General features: G+C 66.1%; 19 protein-coding genes and 2 tRNA genes. 4 read left to right on the forward strand and 17 right to left on the reverse strand.

The window, feature by feature from the left end:
- The first annotated feature begins 347 nt into the window (after window positions 1–347).
- The gene (locus BSTEL_RS00505; protein WP_156963100.1) at window positions 348–2,276 is read left to right on the forward strand and encodes a zinc ribbon domain-containing protein; all 1,929 of its coding nucleotides are present in this window, start codon (window positions 348–350) and stop codon (window positions 2,274–2,276) included.
- Here BSTEL_RS00505 and BSTEL_RS00510 read toward each other — a convergent pair.
- From BSTEL_RS00510 to BSTEL_RS00565, 12 genes are all read right to left on the reverse strand, one after another.
- Window positions 2,266–3,630, reverse strand: a complete 1,365-nt coding sequence (locus BSTEL_RS00510; RefSeq protein ID WP_034525822.1) for a PFL family protein — start codon at window positions 3,628–3,630, stop codon at window positions 2,266–2,268. The two genes, BSTEL_RS00505 and BSTEL_RS00510, sit on opposite strands and share 11 nt — an antisense overlap.
- A gap of 253 nt (window positions 3,631–3,883) precedes the next feature.
- The gene (locus tag BSTEL_RS00515; protein ID WP_034525826.1) at window positions 3,884–4,156 is read right to left on the reverse strand and encodes an ACT domain-containing protein; all 273 of its coding nucleotides are present in this window, start codon (window positions 4,154–4,156) and stop codon (window positions 3,884–3,886) included.
- 190 nt (window positions 4,157–4,346) lie between these two features.
- Window positions 4,347–5,825, reverse strand: a complete 1,479-nt coding sequence (locus BSTEL_RS00520; RefSeq protein ID WP_051922714.1) for a DHA2 family efflux MFS transporter permease subunit — start codon at window positions 5,823–5,825, stop codon at window positions 4,347–4,349.
- Window positions 5,826–6,685: 860 nt separating this feature from the next.
- Window positions 6,686–7,252, reverse strand: a complete 567-nt coding sequence (locus tag BSTEL_RS00525; protein ID WP_034525828.1) for a DUF3180 domain-containing protein — start codon at window positions 7,250–7,252, stop codon at window positions 6,686–6,688.
- Between the two features lie 112 nt (window positions 7,253–7,364).
- Complete coding sequence (gene folK, locus BSTEL_RS00530; RefSeq protein WP_034525830.1) at window positions 7,365–9,086, reverse strand: 2-amino-4-hydroxy-6-hydroxymethyldihydropteridine diphosphokinase; 1,722 nt, start codon at window positions 9,084–9,086, stop codon at window positions 7,365–7,367.
- 24 nt (window positions 9,087–9,110) lie between these two features.
- A complete protein-coding gene (gene folP, locus BSTEL_RS00535; protein ID WP_034525832.1) occupies window positions 9,111–9,995 on the reverse strand; it encodes a dihydropteroate synthase in 885 nt (294 codons plus the stop codon).
- Window positions 9,996–10,132: 137 nt separating this feature from the next.
- Window positions 10,133–10,801 (reverse strand): GTP cyclohydrolase I FolE, encoded by a 669-nt coding sequence (gene folE / locus BSTEL_RS00540; protein WP_420796385.1) that lies wholly within the window; start codon window positions 10,799–10,801, stop codon window positions 10,133–10,135.
- Window positions 10,802–10,954: 153 nt separating this feature from the next.
- The gene (gene ftsH / locus BSTEL_RS00545; protein ID WP_034525834.1) at window positions 10,955–13,057 is read right to left on the reverse strand and encodes an ATP-dependent zinc metalloprotease FtsH; all 2,103 of its coding nucleotides are present in this window, start codon (window positions 13,055–13,057) and stop codon (window positions 10,955–10,957) included.
- Complete coding sequence (gene hpt / locus BSTEL_RS00550; RefSeq protein ID WP_156963101.1) at window positions 13,054–13,617, reverse strand: hypoxanthine phosphoribosyltransferase; 564 nt, start codon at window positions 13,615–13,617, stop codon at window positions 13,054–13,056. The genes ftsH and hpt overlap by 4 nt, the downstream gene beginning before the upstream one ends.
- Before the next feature lie 55 nt (window positions 13,618–13,672).
- A complete protein-coding gene (locus BSTEL_RS00555) occupies window positions 13,673–15,112 on the reverse strand; it encodes a D-alanyl-D-alanine carboxypeptidase/D-alanyl-D-alanine-endopeptidase (RefSeq protein ID WP_034525838.1) in 1,440 nt (479 codons plus the stop codon).
- 221 nt (window positions 15,113–15,333) lie between these two features.
- On the reverse strand, window positions 15,334–16,557 hold the full coding sequence (locus BSTEL_RS00560; protein ID WP_034525840.1) for a glycosyltransferase family 2 protein: 1,224 nt from the start codon (window positions 16,555–16,557) through the stop codon (window positions 15,334–15,336).
- Entirely contained in the window at window positions 16,557–18,104 is a 1,548-nt protein-coding gene (locus tag BSTEL_RS00565; protein ID WP_034525842.1) for an AI-2E family transporter, read from the reverse strand. Before BSTEL_RS00565 ends, BSTEL_RS00560 begins: the two co-directional genes overlap by 1 nt.
- A 142-nt stretch (window positions 18,105–18,246) precedes the next feature.
- Here BSTEL_RS00565 and BSTEL_RS00570 point away from each other — a divergent pair, with 142 nt between their 5' ends.
- Window positions 18,247–19,170, forward strand: coding sequence for a glycosyltransferase family 2 protein (locus BSTEL_RS00570; protein ID WP_034525930.1), 924 nt, complete (start codon window positions 18,247–18,249; stop codon window positions 19,168–19,170).
- A gap of 224 nt (window positions 19,171–19,394) precedes the next feature.
- Here the strand turns inward: BSTEL_RS00570 and fucO are convergent, their stop codons facing one another.
- Window positions 19,395–20,546: a lactaldehyde reductase gene (gene fucO / locus BSTEL_RS00575; protein ID WP_034525847.1), complete on the reverse strand. Its 1,152-nt coding sequence runs from the start codon at window positions 20,544–20,546 to the stop codon at window positions 19,395–19,397.
- Between the two features lie 360 nt (window positions 20,547–20,906).
- On the opposite strand from fucO, the gene BSTEL_RS00580 reads away from it, so the two are divergent.
- On the forward strand, window positions 20,907–22,211 hold the full coding sequence (locus BSTEL_RS00580) for a class I SAM-dependent methyltransferase (protein WP_034525850.1): 1,305 nt from the start codon (window positions 20,907–20,909) through the stop codon (window positions 22,209–22,211).
- 3 nt (window positions 22,212–22,214) lie between these two features.
- Here BSTEL_RS00580 and BSTEL_RS00585 read toward each other — a convergent pair whose 3' ends face one another.
- From BSTEL_RS00585 to galE, 4 genes are all read right to left on the reverse strand, one after another.
- Complete coding sequence (locus BSTEL_RS00585; protein WP_034525938.1) at window positions 22,215–22,655, reverse strand: nucleoside 2-deoxyribosyltransferase; 441 nt, start codon at window positions 22,653–22,655, stop codon at window positions 22,215–22,217.
- Window positions 22,656–22,918: 263 nt separating this feature from the next.
- Window positions 22,919–22,994, reverse strand: a tRNA-Phe gene (locus tag BSTEL_RS00590).
- A gap of 45 nt (window positions 22,995–23,039) precedes the next feature.
- Window positions 23,040–23,113: transfer RNA gene (locus BSTEL_RS00595), tRNA-Asp, on the reverse strand.
- Window positions 23,114–23,335: 222 nt separating this feature from the next.
- Complete coding sequence (gene galE, locus BSTEL_RS00600; RefSeq protein WP_034525852.1) at window positions 23,336–24,349, reverse strand: UDP-glucose 4-epimerase GalE; 1,014 nt, start codon at window positions 24,347–24,349, stop codon at window positions 23,336–23,338.
- A 215-nt stretch (window positions 24,350–24,564) separates the two neighbouring features.
- On the opposite strand from galE, the gene trmB reads away from it, so the two are divergent.
- On the forward strand, window positions 24,565–25,467 hold the full coding sequence (trmB, locus tag BSTEL_RS00605; protein ID WP_084686016.1) for a tRNA (guanosine(46)-N7)-methyltransferase TrmB: 903 nt from the start codon (window positions 24,565–24,567) through the stop codon (window positions 25,465–25,467).
- The last annotated feature ends 41 nt before the right edge of the window (window positions 25,468–25,508 follow it).

The following is a 25,508-nucleotide window of genomic DNA, read 5'->3' on the forward strand; positions in this document are numbered from 1 at the left end:
TGCCGAACGTACGCCGACAAAACGAGACAAGAGAACAGACCAACGAAACGGCCGGAGAAAACCAACCGACCGCAGGGACGAGAGAACACAGACCGACCGCGGAACCAAAGACGCCTCCGGAGATGACGGTGTATTGCGGGATAGAATGGGAAAAGGTGCAACGACCTAGCCGGCGACTACGCCCGGGCGGGTCGACGGCCGGTGCGGACCGATACCTCATCCGACACGGGCGGCAGACATCGAAGGAGATGACCATGGGCGGGAAGAGCACACGACGGACGGGATGCGGAACATCGGGGACGCGGATGCCGGCGGCGCATGTCACGAAGCGGGTGACGACGGGCATCATGGCGCGGGTGACGGCGGGCGTTATCGCGATGATCGTCGCGGCGGCGATGCTGTTCACGCCGATGATCGCCTCGGCGTCGGGACCGTTGTCGTTGAAGGTCATCGGCAACATCGACTTCCGGAAATACGATAACGTCTCCCTCCGCGGAATGTCCAGGGATGGTTCCGTGGCCATCGTAAGCGCATCGGCCTCCTCGGACGACGACGGCACGTACTTCATGGTGACGCCGAAGGACGCGTCGATCACCGAACTGGACGATTCGAACGACGATTATCCTGTCATCTCGACCGACACCAAACACGTCTATTACATCGACGGCGACCAATCGGTGCGGATGGTGGACGTCGCTTCGAAAAAGATCACCACGCTGAACTATATGGATGACGATTCGGCGGGCTCATCGAGTTCTGACGACTCCGACGATGATTCGGATTACTCCGACGACTCCGACTACTCGGATGACGACTCCGACTACTCCGACGATGACTCCGACGACTCCGATGACTCGACCAACGCTCCGTCCGTATGGTATGCGAACGGCAACCGACTGCTGGTCAAGTACACGGACCACTACGGGGTGGGCGACATCGCACGGCACAAGATGCTCTCCACACTGAAGGTCGACGAAGACGGCGCCTCCACCATGGCCACGGATTCCGATTTGTCGCATGTGTATGTGCTCAACATCCCCTCCGATGTCTCCTCCAGCACGTTGAAGACCTATGATGCGGGCAGCGGCGACGTCGTCTCCACGATGCAGGCCGCCATTCCCGAGGATTCCGTCCCTTCTTCGTTCAATCCGGACTCGGGGACAACGTCTTTTCTGTTCGGAGTCTTCGGCGGCGGGACACTGCTCGCATATATTTATTACTTTGGCGACGCTACGGGTCCCAATGGTCCGCACATTTATCGGATTGATTCCAAAACCGGCGACGTGACGACGTTTTCAAATCATCGCAACAGCCTCGTCACTGCCAATCTGGACTATATGATGCTCGCGGAGGATGAGTCCGGCGACGTGAATCAGCAGTTGAGTGTGTACGACGCCAAGGACCGGAACGCCGTGTCGAGTCTCACCGTCAAGAGCATCACCACGGGAAAGACCATCCATAGCGTCACCGACCGCGACACGATACGGAAGATCCTCAAGCCCCTCGCCAATCCGGACGAATATCCGGACAGATATACGCCGGCGTATCTGTCGTGCGACGGCAGATACCTCGTCGAAGCGACGGCCTCGTCATTGAAACGCTCGGAATTCTCCCTGCTCGACACGGCTTCGGGAGCATTGTCGACCGTGACGCCGCCGGAATCCGACACCATCGCGCTCGGCGATGACGGCATCGATTCGCTGATGTTCAGCGCCGATAGCGGCACGATGCTCGCAGTGACCGGCATCAAGGACAAGCAGTCCGGCGAATCCTCGTACGGCAGACGGCTGGTGGTCTACGACACCGGCATCGGCGGTGACGCATGGACGCGACCGAAGACGTGGATCATGGTCGGCATCGGCGCCGCCGTGGCCGTCGCGGCGATCGTCGTCGTCGTCATCGTGGCGCGCCGGGCGAGGCGCCGCAGGCGCGCGACGACCGGCGGCGCCGGAACCGGCATGCCGCCGTTGCCGGGAGCCGCGGCGCAACCCGCGGCGACCGGTCATCCGGTGCCGCTGGTTCCGGCGCCGGTACCGCAACCGGGCCGCACGGGACGTGCGATGCCGGCGGTACCGCAACCGGCGGCACCGCACGTCCCGCCGTCACCGCAAGCGTGGCCGTCCGTGCCGTCAGTCCCGCAACCGGCGGCACCCCTGCCGCCGGGACAGCCGACGCAACCCGAACGCCCGCGGTTCTGCCCGCAGTGCGGCGCGCCGGTGGCCGACGGCGGCACCCGGTTCTGCACGCGTTGCGGCCGTCCGCTGTTCAGTTCTTAAACGAGTGGATCGGGGCGGGGATGCGGCCGCCGCGGGTGACGAACGCCTCGCAGGAGGTCTGGTTGACGGGGATGATCGGCGCGTAGCCCATGAGGCCGCCGAAGTTCGCCATCTCGCCGACGCCCTTGCCCTCGACCGGGATGACGCGCACGGCGGTGGTCTTCTGGTTGACCATGCCGATGGCCGCCTCGTCGGCGATGATGCCGGAGATCGTCGCGGCGGACGTGTCGCCGGGGATCGCGATCATGTCGAGACCGACCGAGCACACGCAGGTCATCGCCTCAAGCTTCTCGATCGTGAGGCACCCGTTGCCGGCCGCGTCGATCATGTTCTTGTCCTCGGAGACCGGGATGAACGCGCCGGACAGGCCGCCCACGTAGGAGGACGCCATGATGCCGCCCTTCTTCACCTGGTCGTTGAGCATCGCGAGCGCCGCGGTCGTGCCGGGAGCGCCCACCTGTTCGAGACCGATCTTCTCGAGCACCTCGCCGACGGAATCGCCCACGGCCGGGGTCGGCGCGAGCGACAGGTCGATGATGCCGAACGGCACGCCCAACCGTCGCGACGCCTCCTGCGCGACCAGCTGGCCGACGCGCGTGATCTTGAACGCGGTGCGCTTGATCGTCTCGCACAGGAACTCGAAGTCCTTGCCCTTGGCGGCGTCGAGCGCGCGCGAGACGACGCCGGGGCCGGAGACGCCCACGTTGATGACCGCGTCGCCCTCGGTCACGCCGTGGAAGCCGCCCGCCATGAACGGGTTGTCGTCGGGCACGTTGCAGAACGCGACGAACTTCACGCAGCCGTAGGAGTCGATGTCGGCGGTGGCGTGCGCGATGTCCTTGACGATGTGGCCGAGCAGTTCGACCGCGTTCATGTCGATGCCGGTCTTCGTGGAGCCGACGTTGACGGACGAGCAGACCACGTCGGTCTCGGAGAGCGCCTGCGGCAGGGAACGGATGAGCAGCTCCTCGGCCGGGGTCATCGCCTTCGAGACGAGCGCCGAGTAGCCGCCGATCAGGTTGACGCCGACCTCCTTGGCCGCGCGGTCGAGCGCGTGCGCGATCTTGACGAAATCACCGCTCGTCTTGCAGCAGCTCGCGCCGACCAGCGAGATCGGGGTGACGGTGATGCGCTTGTTGACGATCGGGATGCCGTAGTCGCGTTCGATGTCCTCGCCGGTGGAGACGAGGTCCTTCGCGTAGGTGGTGATCTTGCGGTAGATGTTGTCGCAGGTCTCGTCGACGCTTGCGCTCGCGCAGTCGAGCAGCGAGATGCCCATCGTGATGGTGCGCACGTCGAGCTTCTCCTGCTCGATCATCTGGTTGGTCTCGTGGACCTCCATGATATTCAGCATGATGTGATGTCCTTATCGAATAGGTATCCGCCCCACTGGAACGACGGACCCGCCGAAGGCGAGACCGTATCACCGCCCCCGCCGGCGGGGGCTGTCGGCGAAGCCGACTGGGGGTGGTCAGATTGGGTGATCGTAATCGGACCACCTCCGGCGCTACGCGCCACCTCCCGCCAGCGGGAGGAGGACACGGATGCTCCGTCGCGGGACGGCAACCACCGTCCCCGCCGACGAGGGGAAGGGATGGGATGGGATGCTAGATGCGGTGCATCTTGGTGAAGATCTCCTCACGCTGGCAGCGGATGCGCACGCCGATGTCGTCGCCGAGATCCTCGAGGTTGCCAACCATGGCGCTGAACTCCTTGTCGGAGTTCGCGTAGTCGACGATCATCATCATGTTGAAATAGCCGTCGATGATGGTCTGGGAGATGTCGAGCACGTTGACGTTGTGCTGCGACAGGTACGTGCACACGCGTGCGATGATGCCGACCGTGTCCTGGCCGACGACGGTGATGATTGCCTTGTTCATGACGCTCCCTGAATGGTGTGGTGTGTCCGGCGCATGTCCGGTGTGTCCGATTTGGCGTGGTGTCCGGTGATGCCCGTCCGGTTTGGGGATTGGCTCGGAAATACGAAAAACGGGTGTTCACCAGTATAGGTGAACACCCGTTGGCGTGTTATGGAACGTCCACGGCGGAGGACGACCGCCGCCGAGCAGGCTACGCGGCGAGGTTCTCGGCCTTCGCGCCGGCTTCCACGGCCACATCGACCTCGACCGGGGTCATCTCCGGTTCGCGGCGCGCATGCTCCTTCAGTGCGAACGAGAAGACGAGCACGAGCGCGATGAGCGCGAGACCGAACAGGTAGCCGTAGCGGGAGACATCCACGAAGCCCTGCGCGGGGTTCGTGCCGCCGCCGGCCGTGTAGGTCGCCTGGCCGAGACCGAGCAGGCAGGTGGCGACGGCGGTGGAGATGGCGCCGCACACCTGCTGCATCGTGTTGAGGATCGTGCTGCCGTCGGCGGCCATGCGGCCCGGCAGCGCCTTCAACGCGGCGGATTGCGTGGACTGCTGGATGAACGGGATGCCGACCATCACGATGATGTGCGCGGCGAGGAACAGCGCGACGGGCGAACCGGTGCCGATCGCGAAGAACAGCGCGCCGCCGACCGCGGTCATCGCCACGCCGATCCAGACGAGGCGGCGCGCGCCGTAGCGGTCGAACAGGCGGCCGGCGCCCAGCGTGCACAGCGCGTTGACGACGCCGCCGGGCAGCATGAGCAGGCCAGCGACGGTGGAGCTCAGGCCGAGCCCGCGCTGCAGCTCCTGCGGTACGAGGTACATGAACGCGAGCGTGCAGGCGAACGAGCAGGAGACCATGATGGCCGGCGTGTGGAACGCGGCGACGCCGAGCGCGCGCAGGTCGAGCAGCGGCGTGGCGATGGTGAGCTGGCGGTGCGCGTAGAAGGCGAGGACGACGACGCCGACGACGAGCAGTCCGATGACGGCCGGCGAGAAGCCCATGTCGCTCACGAGACTCACACCGGCGACGAGGCAGCCGAAGCCGAGCGCGGACGCGACGATGGAGAGCACGTCGACGGCCGGACGGGTTCGTTCGATCGGAGTGACGAAGAACAGTGCGGTGCACACGAGCGCCACGGCGGCGATCACGGCGAACAGGGCGAAGATCGCACGCCAGGAGATCGCGCCGATGAGCGCGCCGGCGACGGTCGGGCCGATGACCGGCGCGAACATGATGACGAGGCCGGCCACGCCGTTCGCGGCGCCGATCTTCGACGGCGGGAACACGCGCATGATGGCCGCGTACATGGTGGGCAGCACGATGCCGGTGCTCACGCCCTGCACGATGCGGCCGGCGAGCAGCACGGGGAACGTGGTCGCAAACGTGCACACGAGCGCGCCGACGAGGAAGCAGGCGAGCGCGAAGATGACGAGCGTCTTCGCCTTGACCCACTTGAGCAGGAAGCCGACGCACGGCAGCACGACGCCGATGGCGAGCATGTAGCCGACGACCATCCACTGCGCGGTACCGGAGGAGACGGAGAACTCGTCCATCAGATCGGGGATGGCGATGTTCATCGACGTTTCGGAGAGCATGCCGAGGAACACGGCGAAGTACAGGCCGAGCATCACACGGTGCGGATGCGCGAAGCGCGGGGCGGGCGCACCGCCGGGCACGGGGGTCGCGACCTCGTAGGAGACGTGGTCGAGATGCGGCTTGGCGGTCGCGGAGCCGGATACGGTGCCGGCCGTGGGGTCGGTCGCGGAACCGGAGATGGAATCATTGCGGACGGTTGTCTGATCGGACAACGGAAAACCTCTTCTTGTCTATATCGATGCGCCGCCGCCGGGCGATTCCCGCGCATGCTTCGCATCCCCGCGTGTTTCACGGGAAACACACGGGGACGGCATCATCGGCGGGAAGTCGAGCGCCCCTAACGTCCGGGCCCCGACGGCAACGAAAAACCGCATGCCCCATGGCGGAGAATGCGCCAAAGGCATGCGGTTATCAAGTCGAGATGTGACCGTAGTACGTTTTCCGTTTTTTCGTAAGCGAGCCGGGCGTGTCGCGGGAGATCCAGCGCGAGGGACCTCACGCACAGGAACCTCCCACGTGTGGGAACCTCCCCCACCCGGCTTCGCCGGGAGCCCCCTCCAGAGGGGGCCAAGGACAAGGCCCGGTGCTTCCCAAGACCTCGGACCGGCCGGCGTGACGCGGGAGCACGCGCACGGGGTCTCCCCGGTTCACTCATGTTTTACCTCCCTCTGATGAGGGAGGTGTCATCGCGAAGCGATGACGGAGGGAGAGACCTGAGCGACCGCAGGTCGCGGGAATATCGCATCGGCCGCAGGCCGATTCCGTTTCTCGCGGCCTGCGACCACCGCCTCTCCCCCAGTCCGCTTCGCGGACAGCCCCCTCCAGAGGGGGTCAAAGGAAAAGGAAGACGAGCCGGGCGCGACACGGAACCTCCCACGTGTGGGAACCTCCCCCACCCGGCTTCGCCGGGAGCCTCCTCCAGAGGGGGCCAAGGATGAGACTAACACCTGCGGTCGGCGTTGCGCATGGTGTTGTTGGCGGTTTTGGCGGCGGCGGGGGTGACGCCGCGTTCGCGCGCGGATTCGCGCATCTTCGGGTTCTCTGGGCCTTCGTTCGGCGGCATCTGGCACAGCCACTCCCCCACGAGGCCGACGATCATGTCCGCGAGGCAGATCACGCCGGTCACCGCGCACTCGGTCACCGCCTGCGCGTAGAACTCGGCCTCCATATGCCCGACGGACGGGATGATTTGGCCGAAATACCATCCGGCGAGCGCCGCCCCCGCCAACGCCAGCGCCTTGGCGAGCACGAGCGTATGGAACGCGAGCGTCGGGTTGACGAACGTGCGCGGCCGTTTGCGCGGGTCGGTGGTCGCGTACTTGTGCACGTTGATGGCGAGCACGAGCACGAGTATGCCGATGGCGACGAGCAGCGCCGCGACGAACCAGGGCGCGCCGATCAGCGTGAGCCCGTACCGTTCGCCCAATACGGCGACGCCCGCGCCGGCAGCCAGTCCCAACGCCAGTCCGATCGCCGGCTGCCACCATGGTGTCCTATGCGCCTTCATCCCGTGTCCTTCCAATCGTTCTTTCGTCCGTCCGATGCCGATACGCCGTCACGGTTCCCGCGGCTCCCGCGCTCCGACGAGCCCTGCGATTCGACAAGCCCCGCAGTTCCCATCATTTCGCGCCGATGATCCAGTTGTCGCTGAGCATGCCGACCATGCCCGCGTCGGGCGCCATCGCGAGCAGGAACGAGACCGGGTCGCCGCCGAGCGTGGCGTTCGGATCCATGTCCATCCACGGCGCGAGCACGGAGGCGTGGGTCTTCGCACTCGGCCACGGCACGCGGCAGTCCGGCTCGTCCGCGGTCACGTGCTCCATGTCGACCAGATTGAGGTCGATCGCGCCGTCGTGCGTGCCCTCGATGTCGCCGAGCGAGGCGATCAGCGCGCGTGCGCCGAGCTTCGTCTCGATCTGGATGACGGCGCTCATCGCGTCGGGTCCATCGAAGTTACTCACATGGTAGAGCGGCGAGATGCCGTCGACCTGATTGCCGGGCAGTCCGTCGATGGCGACGATCGCCTCGCGGAACAGGCGTTCCGCATCGGTGGAGGTCGAGTCCATCGAGATGACGGCCTTGAGCGGCACCGTCGCGCCGTCCGCGAAATCGTCCGCCGCACCATTCACATCACTACTCACGACACCACTCACGACACCACTCACAGTATCATTTGCAGTATCGTTCACAGCACCATTCACGGTGCCATTCACGGTATCGTCCGCGGCGTTGCCTCCACCGACAGATACGCCCGCCACCGCAACGGATGCGCCCGCCACCGCGTCGAGTGTCTCATCGGACACCGCCTTGCCAGTGGCCTGCCATGCTTGCATCCCACAAGATGAGGCCGCGTCGGGTGTCTCATCGGACACCGCCTTGCCAGTGAGGGAGCCAACACCCACACCGTCCGCCGCCACGCCGCCGCTCATCCAGTCGTGCGCGACGAGTTCGACCGGCGGCTCGACCCCGTCCGCCTCGGCGAGCAGTCCTTCGGCGAGCTCGTCCACCGGCCCGCCGTGCAGGCCGGGCAGGTCGGCGTGCGGGTCGAGCGCCGCCCACGGCACGAGCACGAACGCCCGCTGCCATGCGCGCGGATGCGGCAGCGTCAGGTCGGCCGCATCGGATTCGACGCCGTCGTAGTCGATGATGTCGAGGTCGAGCGTGCGGCTCGACCAGTGGGTTTCGCGCGTGCGGCCATGGTCGCGTTCGATGCGCTGAAGCGCGTCGAGCAGCGTGCGCGCTTCGAGCGTGGTCGTCGCCTCGACCACCGCGTTGAGGAAGTCGGGAGTGCCGTCCGCCATGCCCCATGCGGCGGTGCGGTAGAGCGGCGAGACGCCGGTGACTTGCGTGCCGTCGAGCGCGTCGATGCGGCGCACCGCGTCGCGCATCGTCGCCGCGACGTCGCCCTGATTGCCGCCGAGCGCGATGACGACGCGATGCGACGCAGACGCGCCGGCACCGTCCGCCACGCCGTTCCCGGCGACTTCGCGTGAACGCGTGATGCTCACGGCGACGTCGTCGAACGGCACGGTGATCGGCGCGTGCGGCTTGTGCACGGTCACGTCGACCGTGCGGATCGGTTCGATGGCGAGCAGTCTGTCGGCGATATCCTGCGCGAGCTTCTCGATGAGGTCGACGTGGTCGCCTTCGATGACGGCGACGATCGCCTTGGCGGCGCGACCGTAGTCGACGGTGTCGCCGAGTGCGTCGGAGCGGCCTGCGGCGGCGAGGTCGAGGTGAAGGGTCACGTCGACGACGAACGGCTGCGCGCGCTCGTGTTCGAAGTCGAGCACGCCGTGCGTCCCGTTCGCCCGCACGCCGGTCAGAGTGATCGTATCCATGAGGCTCCTTTGCGTTCCTACGTCTCAGTTCGCGTATTCGCGCCACGTGTCGCCGACGGCGACGGCGGCGCGGCTGCGCGCCACGTCGTGGACGCGCACCGCCCACGCGCCGTGTTCCGCGCACAGGGCGCTGAACGCGGCGGTGGCGTCGTCGCGCGCAGCCATCGTGACGTCCGTGAATCCCGCCTTGTCGAGAATCGCGGTGACGAAACGTTTACGCGACTGGCCGATGAGCACCGGGTATCCGGTCGCACGGAACCGGTCGAGTCCGGCGAGCAGCGGCAGGTTGTGCGCGATGCCGGGCTTGGAGAATCCGAGACCCGGATCGATGATGATGCGTTCGGGGGCGACGCCGGCGGCAAGCACCGCGTCGACCTGACGCATGAGCTCATCGTGTACATCCTGCAAGACGCCATGCTCGTAGTGCGAGGTGTCGGCGTCGGGGGCGCCGGTCTTGGAGCCGGCGAGCCAGCCGCGCCAATGCTGGACGATGTACAGGCAGTCGTGGTCGGCGACGACGTGCGGCAGTTCCGTGTCGAGCGTGCCGCCGGACACGTCGTTGATGATCTGCGCACCACCGTCGAGCGCCGCCGCGGCGACCGAGGCGCGCGTCGTGTCGATGGACAGCGTCGCGCCGGCGGGGATGAGCGCCTCGACCGCGCCGGTGATGCGCCTGAGCTCATCCTCCTCGCTGACGCGCTTCGCGCCGGGACGCGTCGATTCGGCGCCGATGTCGATGATGTCCGCGCCGGCGGCCATCATCGCGCGGCCGTGGTCGGCGGCGGCGCGCGGATCGAGCCAGAGGCCGCCGTCCGAGAACGAGTCCTCGGTGATGTTGAGCACGCCCATGACGAGCGTATGCGTGGCGTCGTGTAGCGCTTTGAGATCGGTTGCGGAATCGGTTGCCATGTGATTACCCCCTCAGTCCCGCCCCGCAGGACAGCTCCCCCTCCAAGGGGAGCAACATTAAATATTCCGCTCCCCCTTGAGGGGGAGCTGGCGGCCGCAGGCCGACTGAGGGGGTGTACCGCAACCCCCGGAACCGCCTAGCGGCTCATGATGAGGCTCATGGCCTCGGCGCGGGTGGCGGGGTTGCGCAGCAGCCCCCGCACCGCGGACGTGACCGTGCGCGCCTCGGATTTCCTCACGCCGCGCATCGACATGCACAGGTGCTCACATTCGGTGACGACGATCACGCCGCGCGCGCCCGCGTATTCGACGAGTGCGTCGGCGATCTGCTGGGTGAGACGCTCCTGCACCTGCGGCCGGCGCGCGTACACTTCGACGAGCCGGGCGAGCTTGCTCAACCCCATGACCCCGTCCTTGGCGGGGATGTACCCGACGTGGGCGACGCCATGGAACGGCAGCAGATGATGCTCGCACACCGAATACAGTTCGATGTTCTTGACGAGCACGAGCTCGTCGGTGTCCACGTCGAAATGCCTCTCAAGCACCTGTTCGGGCGAGGCGGAGAGTCCGGCGAACAGTTCGCGTCCGGCGCGGGCGATGCGGTCCGGCGTCTCGACGAGACCTTCGCGGTCCGGGTCCTCGCCGATCGCCTGGAGGAACAGGCGCACGGCCCTGCGCACGCCGTCCTCGTCGTAGGCGGGGCGGTCGCCGTCGCCGCGCGTCTGGCCGGCGGCGACGTGATCGCGCGGCGACTGCGGCAGCGAGACCTGCAGGGCGGAACCGTCCTGCGAGGCGCGGGACTGCACCTGCGCGGGGGCGCCGGGACCGCCATGGCCGGCATGATGCGGACGGGACTGCACCATGCCCGGCTTGCGGGAGACGTCGCCGGCGTTCGCGTTCTCGCGGACCAGCGACGGCGAATCCGGCAGGGAGATGTTCTGCGCGTGTCGTGCCATCGGTCACTCCCCCGGCTTCATGCCGACCGAACGCTTGAGCGATTCGGGGATCTCGACGGGCGGCAGGTCGGAGTCGGGGCGACGTTCGTCGGACAGCCATACCGGGCGGACCGGCGCCTTGCGGATCGGCGCGAAGATCGCGGCGAGCTCCTTCTCGTTCAGCGTCTCCTTGACGAGCAGCTGGCGCACGAGCTCGTCGAGGATGTCACGGTTCTCGTTGATGATGTTCCACGCCTCGGTGTGCGCGGTCTCGACGAGCTTGAGCACCTCCTCGTCGATGACTTCGGCGGTGCGGTTCGAGTAGTTGTGCGGCGCGAGGCTGCCCAGATCGCCGCTCTGGTCCTCGTCGTCCGCCCACTTGATCGCGCCGAGCTTCGTGGAGAAGCCGTACTGGGTGATCATCGTGCGGGCGATGTTCGTCGCCTTCTCGATGTCGTTGGAGGCGCCGGTGGTCGGATCGTGGAAGACGACCTCCTCGGCGGTGCGGCCGCCCATCGCGTACGCCATCTGGTCGAGCAGCTGGTTGCGCGACTGCGAGTAGCGGTCGGAGGTGGGCATGACGGCCGTGTAGCCGAGCGCGCGGCCTCGCGGCAGGATCGTCACCTTGGTGACCGGATCCGTGTTGTGCAGCGCGGCGGCGACGAGCGCGTGGCCGCCCTCATGGTAGGCGGTGTTGCGCAGCTCGTCGAGGGCCATGCCCTTCGACTTGCGCTTCGGACCGGCCTGGACGCGGTCGATGGCCTCGTCGATGGCGCGGTTGTCGATGAGCTGGGCGCCGGCGCGGGCGCACAGCAGGGCCGCCTCGTTGAGCACGTTGGCCAGATCGGCGCCGGTGAAGCCCGGCGTGCGCACGGCCACCATGTGCAGGTCGACGTCCGGGACGAACGGCTTGCCCTTCGCATGCACCTTGAGGATCGCCTCGCGGCCTTCGAGGTCCGGTGCGGCGACGCCCACCTGACGGTCGAAGCGGCCCGGGCGCAGCAGGGCCGGGTCGAGCACGTCGGGACGGTTCGTCGCGGCGATGATGATGAGGTTCGTGTCGTTGTCGAAACCATCCATCTCGACGAGCAGCTGGTTGAGCGTCTGCTCGCGCTCGTCATGCCCGCCGGACATGCCGGAGCCGCGCTTGCGGCCGACCGCGTCGATCTCGTCGATGAAGATGATCGCCGGGGCGTTCTTCTTCGCCTCGTCGAACAGGTCGCGCACGCGGGAGGCGCCGAGGCCGACGAACATCTCGACGAAGTCGGAGCCGGCCATCGCATAGAACGGCACGCCCGCCTCGCCGGCGATGGCGCGCGCGAGCAGCGTCTTGCCGGTGCCGGGAGGACCGTACAGGAGCACGCCTCGCGGGATGCGCGCGCCGAGCGCCTTGTACTTGGACGGGTCCTTGAGGAAGTCCTTGATCTCCTCGACCTCGGCGAGCGCCTCGTCCTCGCCGGCCACGTCGGAGAACTTCGTGGTCGGGGTTTGGCCTTCGAGCAGCTTGCCGTTGTTCTTCTTGCCGCCCATGCCGAGCATGCCGCCGGCGCCGCCCATGCGGCTCATCAGCCACCAGAACAGCGCGAAGAAGATGATGAACGGCAGGATCGAGGTGATGAGGTAGCTCATCATGCTGGTCTGCTCGATGTCCGCGCTCCAACCCTTCGACGGGTCGGCCTTCTGGACGGCCTTGAGGATATCCTGCCCCTGGGCGAACGTGTAGTAGAACTGGACCTTGTCGCCGTAGTTGTGGTTCTTGCCGGTGTCCGGGTCCTTCTTGTTGTAGTCGCCCTTGAGTTCGAGCGTGACCTTCTGCTTGTTGTCGACGATCTTCGCGTAGGTCACCTGGCCGTTGTTGAGCAGCTGCAGGCCGTCCTTGGTGTCGATGGTCTGCGCGCCGGTGCCGGCGAACATCTGGAACATCATCGCGATGAGCACCACGACGACGGCGCCCCACAGCCACGGGGACTGCCAGAACGGCTTGTCGCCGCCCTTGCGGTTCGGCTTGTCGCCCTTGCCGCCCTTGTTCCCGTTGTTGCCGTTGTCGTTCCCACGGCGGAACGGATTGTTGAACGGGTTGCCGTTGCCGCCGTTGTTCGGCTGCCCGGGCCCCTGGGGGAAAGTCATGCCTGTTCTCCTTGATACACTGCCGGCTTGAGCACGGCGATCGAGTCGAGGTTGCGGTACCGCTCGTCATAGTCGAGACCGAAGCCGACGACGAACTCGTCCGGGATCTCCAGTCCCTTGTACTTCACATCCACGTCCACTTCGCGGCGGGCGGGCTTCTCCAGCAGGGCGAAGATCTCCACCGAGGCGGCCCCGCGCCGCTTCAGCTCCTCGACCAGCCAAGCCAGCGTACGGCCTGAATCAACGATATCCTCCACGATGAGAATGTGCCGACCGCGAACATCGGTCGACAGATCCTGACGGATCGTCACGGTGCCGCTGGAAACGGTGCCCGATCCGTAGCTGGACAGGCTCATGAAGTCGATCTGGCAGGGGATGGACAGCGCCTGCGAGAACGAGGCGAGCGTGTTCACCGCCCCCTTGAGCACGGCGACGAGCAACGGGTCCTTCCCCCGGTAGTCCTCGCTCGCCTGCGCCGCGGCATGCTCGATGATGGCGTGGATCTTCTCTGCACTGACCAGCTCGTGGTCGATGTCGTCTTGTACGTCAGCGATTCGCATGCACCCCATCTTGGCACACGCGAATGACGTGTTTCTTAGCAGAAACTGGGAGAATTCAGAGTTTCGTCAGGGAGGCGGCGAACGCGTCGAGCGCCCGGTTCGCCAGCGCGCCGTTCTCCGGATCGTTGACGATCGCGGCGAACGTGACCACGCCGCCGCCCGCGCGCGACGCGTTGCCGGCGAGCGCGCGCACGTCGCCGAGCGCGCCGGTCTTCACGCGCAGCAGACCGCGCGCCGCATCGTCGCTCACACGGTTCTTCACCGTGCCGACGAGTCCGGGCAGCGCCATGCCTTCGGACGCGGCCGCCGCGCCGCCGTCCGGGTCGACGTACTTCGACTGCACCTGGGCGAGCGTCGTCACGGTGAGCGTCGTGCCGGGCGCGAGACCCGAGCAGCTGGTCATGGTGAGGCCGTCGGTGTTCACGCCGTGGTCGGCGAGCACCTTGGCGACCGCCTTGACGTCGCCGTCGATCGAATTGCCGGTGCCGAGCTTCAGCGCGGTGAGACGGCCGAACAGTTCGGCGAGCGTGTTGTCGGAGTGGCGCATCATGAACGCCATGACCTCGTTGAGCGGCGCGGAGCTCACCTTGGCGAGGCGCGCGGAGTCGGTCGCGCCGGACGTGTCGGTCGAATCGGAGACCTGGATGCCCTGCGCGGCGAGCAGCGTCTTGAACGTGGCGGCCACGTCGGCCGCCGTGTTCTGGGAGAGCATCGGATACTCCTCGAAATCGTCGGCGTCCTCCGCGTTGAGGCCGCTCCAGTCGCGGCCGCCGTCGATCGCCATCGACGAGATCGGCGTGTAGTAGCGGTTCTCGTCGTTGTTCTCCTCGATGCCGGCGGGCGTGCGGTCGTCGCCGAACAGCGTGTCGTCGGCGGCGAGCGCGACCGACGTGACGCCCTTCGCCTTCAGCGCGTCGCCGGTCTCGCGCGCGAGCGTCGCGAGACCGGCGCGGCCGTTGACGTGGCTTTCGTCGTTCTCCCCCGCGCCGAGCAGCATGTCGCCGCCGCCCTTGAGCACGACGGTGGGCGCGTCGGACGCGTGGGTGAGGTAGGTCGTGGTGTCGAGCGTCGAGCCCATTTCCAGCGTGCTCGCGGCGGCGAACGCGGTGAGCGTCTTCGTCGTCGACGCCGGCTGGCGGGGCGTCGACGACTCGTGTTCGGCGACCACGTTCCCCTTCGCGTCGGCGATGACGACGGAATAGTTGTCGCCGACGCCCTCCGCCTCGCCGAGCGTCTTGATGAGCGCCTCCGCCTGCGACTTGTCGATCGCCTTGCCCGCGTCGGCGTCGCCCGCGACCGTGCCGGCAGCGATGGTCGACGCCGGATCGGGGTAGGCGCGCGTCTCGACGGGCGCGAGGGTGAGCAGGCCGGGCGCGACGTCGGCCACGTCGGCGGCCGTGTAGCCGACGCACGCGGCGAGCGTGAGCGCGACCGACGTCGCGCACACGGCGACGCGACGGGACTTGCGGACGACGGTGGACTGGGTTTCGTTCATATCTCACCTTTATAGCAATACGGACCGGCCTGTGGCCGGACAATACCATCGCCCCGCCGGCGGGGGCTGTCGGCGAAGCCGACTGGGGGTGGTCACGACAAGCGCACCCGACGACCACCCTCCGGCGCTACGCGCCACCTCCCGCCAGCGGGAGGAGACATGAGCCGGCGGTGCTTCCTGGCAGCGGGAGGAGATATGGCCCCGCCGAAGGCGGGTCGGTATCAGCCTTTATGTTGAATCGGCTTCCATTGGGCTTTGGAGAAGATGGCCTGGAAGGAGATGGGGACGTAGGAGAGCATGTAGATCGGGAACGCGAGCACGTAGGCGAACAGCTCCTTGTTGGTCGCGCCGATCTGGCCGCGTTCCGCCACAATCGTCAGTCCGGCGAGCGCCATCATGCCGAGGACGGACAGGACGATGCCGTTCGACCATCCGGTGAGCGCGCCCAGCTGGCTGGACCAGGAGACGAATCCGAACGCGGCGAACAGCACGCCGAGGATCATGCGGATCACGCCGAGCACGGTGAACGGGCACAGCAGCAGCGTGAAGTCGACGGCGGAGAAGTCGCGTTCGCGCACCGCGCGGCGGATCAGCGACGGGCCGTAGTATCGGAACACCTGCAGGAACCCCTTGCTCCAGCGCAGGCGCTGCCGCCAGCTCTGCGCGAACGTGACCGGCTGCTCGTCGTAGAGGACGGCGCTGCCGCAGTAGCCGACGCGGTCGCCGTGCAGCACCGAATCCATCGTGAATTCGAGATCCTCGGTGAGCAGGTGGAACTTCCAGCCCTTGTTGCGTTTCATGACCTCCTTGGAGAACATGAATCCGGTGCCGCCCACGTGGCAGCTGGAGCCGAACAGCATGCGCGAGTTGTTGAGGAATCGCGATTCGCGGATGAACCACAGCGCGGAGCCGGAGGAGACCCAGTTGTCGTTGAGGTTCACCGAGTTGCGGTAGGAGGTGAGGATGCGGAAGCCCGACTGGAACGCCTTGTTCATCTCCTCGAAGTAGTGCTTGTCGAGCTTGTTGTCCGCATCGAACACGAAGTACGCGTCATAGGTGTCGGCGAGGCCCTCGTCGACCATGTGGTCGAGCAGGTAGGTGAGGGCGTAGCCTTTGCCGATGAGCTTATCGTTGTGGCGTTCGACCACGTGGCATCCCATCGCGCGCACCACGTCGGCCGTGTCGTCGGTGCAGTTGTCGGCGACGAGCCAGATGTCGATGAGTTCGCGCGGGTACGTCTGCGCGTGGATGCAGTCGATGAGGTTGCCGATGACCTTCGACTCGTTGCGCGCGGAGATGAGCACCGCGTAGCGCTTGTCCATCGGCGCGTCCGGGAAGCGGACCGGCTTGGAGAACAGGGAGATGACGATGCACGCCCCCTGATAGATCATGCCGGCGCCGCCGACGATGACGAGCAGGATATCGAGTACGGTGAGCAGGACCATCAGCGCCACCTCGCACGCGGGTTGTCGGGGATATCGGACGTGTCGGATGTGCCGGTTCCGTCGGACGTACCGGAATCGTCGGACGTACCGGCATCCGCATCGTCCGTGCCTTTCAGACCGGTCTTCAGTCCGGTCGCGGCGTTGCGTTTCAGCACGCCTTGCGGGATCGCCACGGTCGCGGCGTCGCCGGCGTCGCCCGCGCGACCGTCGGCGCCGTCGTGCGGGATCGCGTAGATCTCCTCCTGCAGACGGCGAATCTCGTCGTTCATCGGCACGCGGCTCGTCGACCCCTTCGCCGCGCGCGGCATGTGCTCGCCGATCGGGTGCAGCACGTGCTCGTTGAACGCCTCGGACGCCGCGACCACCTTCGACTTGCGTCCGACCGGATCGTTCATCAGCGGCGAATCGACCAGCTCGTAGCGGCGCGTGTACACGCGGAAGATCGTCTGCAGCGAGGCGGTGACCGGCAGCGCGAGGAACGCGCCGAGCGCGCCGAACAGCGAGCCGAACGCGAGGACGGAGAGGAACGCGATCGCCTCATTGATGTCCATCGTGCGGCGGGAGATGATCGGCGACAGCAGCAGGTTCTCGATCTGCTGGTACACGATGATGAACACGAGCACGGCGACCGCGTACGTCCACCCGCGGTTGCCCCACGCGAACAGGACGGGCAGCGCGCCGCCGATGTACGTGCCGACCGTCGGGATGAACTGGGAGACCACGCCGCAGAAGAGCGCGAGCGGCAGCCAGTAGGGCACGTCGAGTATTTCGAGGAAGATCGCCGTGCAGGTGGCGTTGATCAGCGCGAGGATCGAACGGGAGAACAGGAACGAGGAGATCTGGTCCTGGGCGACCGTCCACACGAGCAGGAAGCGCTTCTGCATGCCCGGTGCCATCCACTGGCAGAACGAGCGGCGCAGCTTCGGGCCGGCGGCGGAGATGTAGTAGGTGGTCATCACGACGGTGAGCAGCTGCAGCAGGAACGAGAACATGCCGCCGACCGTGCTGATCGCGGTGCCGGCGAAATCGCTCACCCACGAGGTCTGGAAGTTCTTGAGCAGATCCGACTTCATCAGCTCCGAGCCCAGATTGTCCATGTCCGGAACGTCGACCGAGAACTGGTCGATGACGAACGAGCGGATCTGCTCGTAGGTGGCGGGGATGCCGTAGATCATGGCGAGCATCTGCTGGAGGAACATGCTGCCGAACAGGGAGAGCAGCACGCCGATGACGAGCGCCACCGTGAGCAGGCCCACCAGCGAGGCGAAACTGCGCTTCCAGCCGTGCTTGACCAGCGCGACGACCATCGGCTCGATGGCGAGCGCGAGGAAGAACGAGATGACGATGTCGAGCACCAGATAGTCGATCCTGCCCCACGACCGCCAGCAGAAGGAGAACGCGATGATGGCGATGGCCACGTAGAGCAGCGCGCGGCTGAACCATTCCGGCGGCTTGCGCGGATCCCCCTTCGACGGGAAGAGGGTGCCGAAATCCCACCGCTGTTCGGCATCCTCGTCTGAGGTATGGTCACGCACGCTTTGATTCATGGCTCCCCATTGTAGCGACGGGGGTGATTGGCGGGAATCGTCCGCATCGCCCGCATCGTTCACCCGATGTTCGCTTTCGGGCGGCGTGTATGGGCCCTGCGCGCGGGGGCCGTGTATGGCGGCGGCACTATCCTTGGTCTTCATGCTGAACGTCTCGATCGTCATTCCGGCCTGGAACGAGGCCGAGCGCATCGCCGACTGCCTGCTCAACACGATCCGGCAGACCGTGATGCCCTACGAAGTCATCGTCGTGGACAACCGTTCCACCGACAACACCTGCGAGATCGTCGAACGGTTCATCGAGGAGCATCCCGAGGCGCCGATCAAGCTCATGCATCAGGATGCCGAACAGGGGCTCATCCCCACAAGGAACTACGGTCTCGACCACGCCACCGGCGACGTGCTCGGCCGCTTCGACGCGGACTGCATGATCAAGCCCGACTGGGTGGAGGTCGTGTCCGGCATCTTCACCGAGGACTCGCAGGCGATGGGCGCCACCGGTCCGGTCATGTACTACGACATGCCGTCGCGTCATTTCGGATTGAAGGGCGACAATTCGCTGCGCAAGCGCATCTACAAGGCGGACGGCGGCCAGCCGCTGCTGTTCGGCTCGAACATGGCGCTGCGCGCCTCCGCATGGCATGAGATCTCCGGCGAGGTGTGCCGCGACAAGGCGGACGTGATGCACGAGGACATCGACATCTCCCTGCACCTGATGGGCAAGGGATTGAAGACCGTGTACTCGCCGCGCATGATCGCCGGCATGAGCGCGCGCCGCATGGACACGTCGCTCTCCTCGTTCCGCACCTACATGAAGCGGTTCCGCAACACGTTCGACGCGCACCCGCAGCATTGGCGCAAGCACAAGCCGGAGATCCTGTTCACCGCCATGTACCCGGCGATGCACCTGTTCTACCCGGTGTGGCAGAAGGTGCTTGATTCGGCGGACATCAACCCGGCAGAGGCGGCGTGGATCAACGAGCAGATGGAGCTCGCCGAAAAGGAGGGCCGCGAGTTCTACGACGAAACCCCCACCGACGAGGAATGGGACGAAAAGCACGAGTAAGTCCCGCATGCCGCCGGCCCCCGCTAACGGCATGCCACGACTTGGCCCCCGCTGGCGGGGGCTGTCAGCGAAGCTGACTGGGGGTGGTTCCCGCGGCTACAGCCGTGACCACCCCCAGTCGCGTTTCACGCGACAGCCCCCGCCGGCGGGGGCCAGTGTCGATACCGCGCTCTTATGGACGCGAGACCGGCATCACATCAGAATCGCATCACATCAGAATCACATCACATCAGCGACGTGTAGATGGCGAGAATCTCCTCCTCGGTGGCCTTGCGCGGGTTGCCCGGGGTGCACACGTCGTTGAACGCGTCGTGGGCGAGCGGCGCGAGGTCCGCCTCGGTGGCGCCGACCTCGGAGATCTTGGTCGGGTTCTTCAGGTCCACGGTGAGCTTGTGGACGGCCTGCACGGCCTCTTCGCGCACCTTCTCCAGATCGCCCGTGTAGGCGTCCTCGACGCCGAACGCGTCGGCGATGTCACGGTACTTCTCGCCCGTGTAGTCCTTGTTGTACTCCATGACCGGGGCCAGCAGGATGCCGTTGGCGACGCCGTGCGCGACGCCGAGGCGGCCGCCCAGCGGGTGGGCCATGCCGTGCACCAGGCCGAGGCCGACGTTCGAGTAGGCCATGCCGGTGATGTAGGAGGCGTACGCCATCTGCTCGCCGGCCGGCACGTCGCCGTCGGCGGACTTGGCGAGGTTCTTCGCGATCATGCGGATCGTCTGCATCGACAGGCAGTCGGACAGCGACCACGCGCCCGGGGTGATGTAGCCCTCGATGGCGTGGGTCAGAGCGTCCAGGCCGGTGGCGACCTTGAGGCCGCGCGGCATCGAATCGGTCAGATCCGGGTCGACGAACGCGACGATCGGGATGTCGTGCGGATCGACGGCCACGAACTTGCGCTTGTTGGCCGTATCGGTGATCACGTAGTTGATGGTGGTCTCGGAGGCGGTGCCGGCGGTGGTCGGCACGCCGAAGATCGGCACGGACGGGTTCTTCGTGTCGGCCACGCCCTCCAGGGACAGCACGTCGGAGAACTCCGGGTTGGCGGTGATGATGCCGATGCCCTTGCAGGTGTCCTGCGGGGAGCCGCCGCCCAGGCCGATCAGGAAGTCGGCGCCGGAGGCGGCGAACTTCTCGACGCCGTCCTTGATGCACTCGACCGGCGGGTTCGGCTTGACGTTGGAGAACACCTCGTACGGCAGGCCCGCCTCGTCGAGGACCTTGGTGACCTTCTCGGCGGTGCCGGTCTCCAGCAGGACCGGATCGGTGACGATGAACGCCTTCGTGAAGCCGTGCTGCTTGGCGACGGCCGGAATCTCCTTGATCGCGCCACGTCCGAAGTAGGCGGTCTGGTTGAAAATCATGCGGTAGACCATAAGGCTCTCCTTTAAGCTGTGTCCTTGCCTTGCTGCTGTGGACCGGTACATCGCTGCACCGCCCGACGGTTCCTCAGTGTACTCCTAGATGTGAACGCTGCCAGCATCATCGGAAGCGTGTTTCAAAACCGACCGTCGCGCGCCGGCGCGGACCGACGCGACCGGCGGAATGTCCGCACGACATGGCCCGCACGGCGTTTCCGCGGCCTTGTGCGGGACTATCATGGGCGCTGCATCATGGGGTTTGAATGATGCGGGCAATGACACACGAGGACGCGCGGACCCGCGGACATGCGGGCACGCGGACGCAAGCGCGCGTGCGGGAGGCGCCAGCTCCCGCCACGGTACCGGAGGTGAATCATGGCGAACGGGAAATCGATGACGGTCGGCGAGATGGTGGGACTGTTCCTGAAGGACGATGCGCCCGTGAGGGTGGACGCGTTCGACGGATCGCATTTCGGCGCGCCCGATGCGGCGCTCAAGGTGCGCATCACCAGCCCGAACTGCATGTACCAGCTGCTCGCGCATCCGAACGAGATCGGCGTCGTGCGCGCGTACGTGCTCGGCGACTTCGACGTGGAGGGCATCGACTACGCCGACCCGTACCCGGCGATGCGCGCGATGGTGTCGATGGCGAAATACGTCAAGCCGATCACGCCGGTCTCGATGGCGCGCGTGACGGCCGGAATCCTGAGCCACGGATTCCGCAAGCCCCCGGTGCCGGCCACCGAGGGGCCGAGCAAGTTCGCCCGCATCAAGGAGGGGCTGCTCCCCCACACCGAGAAGGCCGATTCGGAGACGGTGAGCTTCCACTACGACATGTCCAACGAGTTCTACGCGGATTTCCTTGGACCGTCGATGACCTACACCTGCGCGGTGTTCGACAACGAGGATATGAGCCTTGAGGACGCGCAGGCCAACAAGCTGCGCCTGATCCTCGACAAGCTGGGATTGCAGCCCGGCCAGCGTCTGCTCGACATCGGCTGCGGCTGGGGTTCGATGGTCATCGCCGCCGCACGCCGCGGCATCAAGGCGCTCGGCGTCACTCTCTCCAAGGAGCAGGCGGCGTATGCGAACGAGTGGATCGAGCGCGAAGGCCTGTCCGACCTCGCCGAGGTGCGCGTGCAGGATTACCGCGAGGTGCCCGAACGCGACTTCGACGGCATCAGCTCGATCGGCATGATGGAGCATGTGGGCGTGAAGAACTACCAGAGCTACTTCGAGGAGATGTTCAAGCTCCTCAAGCCGATGGGCCGCCTGCTCAACCACCAGATCACCATCAGCCACGACAAGCCGAACGGCAAGCCGGGCACCGACGAGTTCCTCGACCGCTACATCTTCCCCGACGGCGATCTGGGCGCGCCCGGATTCATCGAATCATGCATCCACGACGCCGGCTTCAACGTGGTGCATCAGGAGAACCTGCGCCAGCATTACGCACTGACGCTGCACCATTGGAACCATAACCTGTCCGAGCATTGGGATGACGCGGTGAGGCAGGTGGGCTTCGAGCGGGCGAAGGTGTGGGGCCTGTACATGGCGGCCTGTGCGCTCAACTTCGAGCTCGACGGCATCCAGATCCACCAGTTCCTCGCCGTGCGGCCGGACCGCGCCGGCCACCCGGACGGCAAGTGGTACCCGCTGCGCCCTTGGTGGAAGGCGTGATCCTCAGAACTGTATGTAGTCCACCTCCTCGTGTTCGCCGGTCTCGAGGTATTTCGCCAGATCCTCGGGGCCGTTGAACACGGCCTTCACGGCCTGCGCGACCATCAGGTTCACGCGGTCCATCGGCGTGAGTTCGTCGCGGTAGCCGTACACCGGCTTGCCGAGCGCGTACGCGTATCCGATTTCGAACATCGTGCCGGCATCCTCGTCCATGAGGTTCGCGATGACGGCGTCGGCGGCGTCGATGCCCCCGATGTCGTCGGTGAAGCAGCCTTCCGGCCCGACCTCCTCGATCTGGCTGGCGAAACGCGGCTTGAACAGCGTCTTGCCATGGTCTTCCAGCACCTGTTCGAGATGTTCCATGCTGTGGGCCTGCTCCGGGTCGAAGAACGGCCCCGCCACGTAGAAGTCGATATGTCCGTCTTCGTTGTTCGTATCGTTCATGCCCACCATTGAAACGCGGGGAGGTCCGGGCGACTACCATGCGGTTCACGTTTCGGACGAACGCCCGCGATATGGTCACTATGTGGAATCGGGCGCGCCGCAGCGCCCGCCGGCACTCAAGCCCCCTGAGAGATCAGGCCCTTGCTCCCCCTTCAGGGGGAGCTGTCGCGCACAGCGCGACTGAGGGGGATTTCCGGTTATAGGCCCGGAGCCTCGGATGGAAATAAACGAAACCCCGCAAGCATTGCTTGCGGGGTTTGAAGTGGTGGCTCCGAACGGCGTCGATCCGTTGACCTAGCGATTTTCAGTCGCTCGCTCTACCAACTGAGCTACAGAGCCATTGGACAATCAATGAACCCGAAACCGGATTCCCAATCATCCTAGCGACCACGACCGGACTTGAACCGGCGACCTCCGCCGTGACAGGGCGGCGCTCTAACCAACTGAGCTACGCGGCCGTTGTTCTCTCGCGTTTCCGTGAGGCAACGAGTGAATATATTACTCAATCCGAAGCATCACGCAACTTACGGCGTGTCGCCTTATATCGCAACGGTTTACGCCATACCCCACAGGCACCCCGAAACCGAAACGCACGTGGGGCGCATCCGACGAACGGATGCGCCCCACGAGGCTGCGAGGAATCGACCGGCACGGCCGGCCGCCGTAACCGGGCAACGGTCTCAGTCGGCCTGCTTCCAGTGCTCGACGTCGATGTGGTGCTCCGGGTTGGCCTGCCATGCGCGCCACGCGGATTCGACGATGTCCTCCACGTTGTACTTGGCGTGCCAGCCCATCTCCTCGTTGATGCGCTTCGGGGAGCCGATGAGGTGCGGCGGATCGCCGGCGCGACGGCCCTGGACGTGCTCCTCGAACGGCAGGCCGGTGACCTTCTTGAGCTCGTCGACGATCTGGCGCACGGAGGTGCCTTCGCCGGTGCCGACGTTGAAGGCGTCGTACTTGCGCTCGTCGCGGTCGAGGTACTTGAGGGCGGCGAGGTGAGCGTCGGCCAGGTCGGAGACGTGGATGTAGTCGCGCACGCAGGTGCCGTCCGGAGTCGGGTAGTCATCGCCGAAGATCAGCGGGGCCTTGCCCTTCTTCAGGCGGTCGAGCAGCATCGGGATGAGGTTGAGGATGGCCGGATCCTCGAGCTCGACGGGGCCGCAGCCGGCCACGTTGAAGTAGCGCAGCGCGCAGAAACGGATGCCATAGCGGCCTTCGCAGGCGCGGGCCATCCACTCGCCGAACAGCTTGGTCTGGCCGTACGGGTTGATCGGGAGCATCGGGACGACGTCCTCGGGCACCACGTCGACCGGCGGGACACCGTAGGTGGCGGCGGAGGAGGAGAAGACGAGCTTGCGGGTCTTCTTGGACTCGCTCATGCCGGTGAGCACGTTGAGCATGCCGCCGATGTTCTGCTGGTAGTACCACAGCGGCTTCTCGACGGACTCGCCGACCTGCTTGCGCGCGGCGAAGTGGATGACGGCGTCGACGTCTTCGGCGTCGAGGATCTCGGCGAGACGCTCGCCGGCGCCCGGCGCGGAGATGTCCATGCCGTAGAGGCGGGAGCCTTCGATGCGGGTGGGCTTGCCGTAGCTCAGATCGTCGACGACGACGACCTTCTCCCCCGCCTCATGCAGAGCGTGAACGACATGGGCGCCGATGTAGCCGCACCCACCAGTGACGAGAACTGTCATATCTGGCCTTTCATTGCCTTGTTGAGCCTTGCGGCGTGCGGTTCGACCACGCGAGCCGCTGTTCGCTTCTGCTCACATTTGTTATATTTTCGAACAATTTGAGTATAACACAGCACACGAACGAACACACGCATTTCGTCGAATCGAACCGTTCCAATCGTACGGAATCATGGTGAATAATGGAACAACGGAAGACGACATAGGAAGGACCCCACATGACGGACGACATCGCCGCGAACGGCGACATCACGAACGACGGCGACAACGCCACGAACCCCGCCGACGGAACGACGGAGACGACGGCCGCGACGCCGCAGGCCGCGGCCGCGTCGCAGCACCCGCCGCACCGCGTCCTCTCGTTCGTGCGCCGCTCCGGCCGCCTCGACGCACGACTCCAGCGCGCATGGGGCAACTACGCCGGCGACTACCTGCTCGACATCAACGCCGGCGAAGGCTCGCTCGACGTGCGCGACGGATTCGCGTTCGACGCGGACTACGTGCGCGGCACGTGGGGCAACGCGAATCCGCTCGTCATCGAGATCGGCTCCGGTCAGGGCGAGAACATCGTCGCGGCCGCCGAGGCGCGGCCGGACACGAACTTCCTCGCGCTCGAGGTCTACGACCCCGGCGTCGCGCACACGCTGCTGCTCGCCGGCAAGCGCGGACTGAGGAACATCCGCGTGGCGCAGGTGAACGCGCCGGAACTGTTCAAGGCGGCCGCCGACGGCGTGGCCGCCGAGGTCTGGACGTTCTTCCCCGACCCGTGGCCGAAGAAGAAGCACCACAAGCGCCGCATCGTGCAGCCCGGCCTGGCCGGCGAGGTGCGCCGCGTGCTGGCGGACAGCGGCGTGTGGCGCATCGCCACCGATATCGAGGACTACGCGCTGCACGTGCACGAAGTGATGGACGGGCTCGACGGCTGGGAGAACACGGGCGACGTGACCGTGAGCCTGCCGACCGGCCACGTCGGCAAGGGCAACGCCGACCTCGCGGCCGACATGCCGCACGCCGACTTCGCCGAATCCGCGCGATTCGACGGCCGCGTGCTCACCAACTTCGAGAAGAAGGGCCTCGCCGCCGGCCGCGTGATCCACGACTTCACCTACCGCAAGGCGTGAGGCGGACGTCGCGCGGTGCGACGCGTGGTGCGACGCGGACG

The organism is Bifidobacterium stellenboschense, from assembly GCF_000741785.1.
Classification (GTDB): domain Bacteria; phylum Actinomycetota; class Actinomycetes; order Actinomycetales; family Bifidobacteriaceae; genus Bifidobacterium; species Bifidobacterium stellenboschense.

Excerpts from the sequence above, each read along its gene's own strand:
- BSTEL_RS00505 (WP_156963100.1), top strand. The coding sequence starts at position 348 with ATGGCGCGGGTGACGGCGGGCGTTATCGCGATGATCGTCGCGGCGGCG.
- BSTEL_RS00510 (WP_034525822.1), bottom strand. The coding sequence starts at position 3,630 with ATGCTGAATATCATGGAGGTCCACGAGACCAACCAGATGATCGAGCAG.
- BSTEL_RS00515 (WP_034525826.1), bottom strand. The coding sequence starts at position 4,156 with ATGAACAAGGCAATCATCACCGTCGTCGGCCAGGACACGGTCGGCATC.
- BSTEL_RS00525 (WP_034525828.1), bottom strand. The coding sequence starts at position 7,252 with ATGAAGGCGCATAGGACACCATGGTGGCAGCCGGCGATCGGACTGGCG.
- folK (WP_034525830.1), bottom strand. The coding sequence starts at position 9,086 with ATGGATACGATCACTCTGACCGGCGTGCGGGCGAACGGGACGCACGGC.
- folP (WP_034525832.1), bottom strand. The coding sequence starts at position 9,995 with ATGGCAACCGATTCCGCAACCGATCTCAAAGCGCTACACGACGCCACG.
- ftsH (WP_034525834.1), bottom strand. The coding sequence starts at position 13,057 with ATGACTTTCCCCCAGGGGCCCGGGCAGCCGAACAACGGCGGCAACGGC.
- hpt (WP_156963101.1), bottom strand. The coding sequence starts at position 13,617 with ATGCGAATCGCTGACGTACAAGACGACATCGACCACGAGCTGGTCAGT.
- BSTEL_RS00555 (WP_034525838.1), bottom strand. The coding sequence starts at position 15,112 with ATGAACGAAACCCAGTCCACCGTCGTCCGCAAGTCCCGTCGCGTCGCC.
- BSTEL_RS00560 (WP_034525840.1), bottom strand. The coding sequence starts at position 16,557 with ATGGTCCTGCTCACCGTACTCGATATCCTGCTCGTCATCGTCGGCGGC.
- BSTEL_RS00565 (WP_034525842.1), bottom strand. The coding sequence starts at position 18,104 with ATGAATCAAAGCGTGCGTGACCATACCTCAGACGAGGATGCCGAACAG.
- BSTEL_RS00570 (WP_034525930.1), top strand. The coding sequence starts at position 18,247 with ATGCTGAACGTCTCGATCGTCATTCCGGCCTGGAACGAGGCCGAGCGC.
- fucO (WP_034525847.1), bottom strand. The coding sequence starts at position 20,546 with ATGGTCTACCGCATGATTTTCAACCAGACCGCCTACTTCGGACGTGGC.
- BSTEL_RS00580 (WP_034525850.1), top strand. The coding sequence starts at position 20,907 with ATGGCGAACGGGAAATCGATGACGGTCGGCGAGATGGTGGGACTGTTC.
- BSTEL_RS00585 (WP_034525938.1), bottom strand. The coding sequence starts at position 22,655 with ATGAACGATACGAACAACGAAGACGGACATATCGACTTCTACGTGGCG.
- galE (WP_034525852.1), bottom strand. The coding sequence starts at position 24,349 with ATGACAGTTCTCGTCACTGGTGGGTGCGGCTACATCGGCGCCCATGTC.
- trmB (WP_084686016.1), top strand. The coding sequence starts at position 24,565 with ATGACGGACGACATCGCCGCGAACGGCGACATCACGAACGACGGCGAC.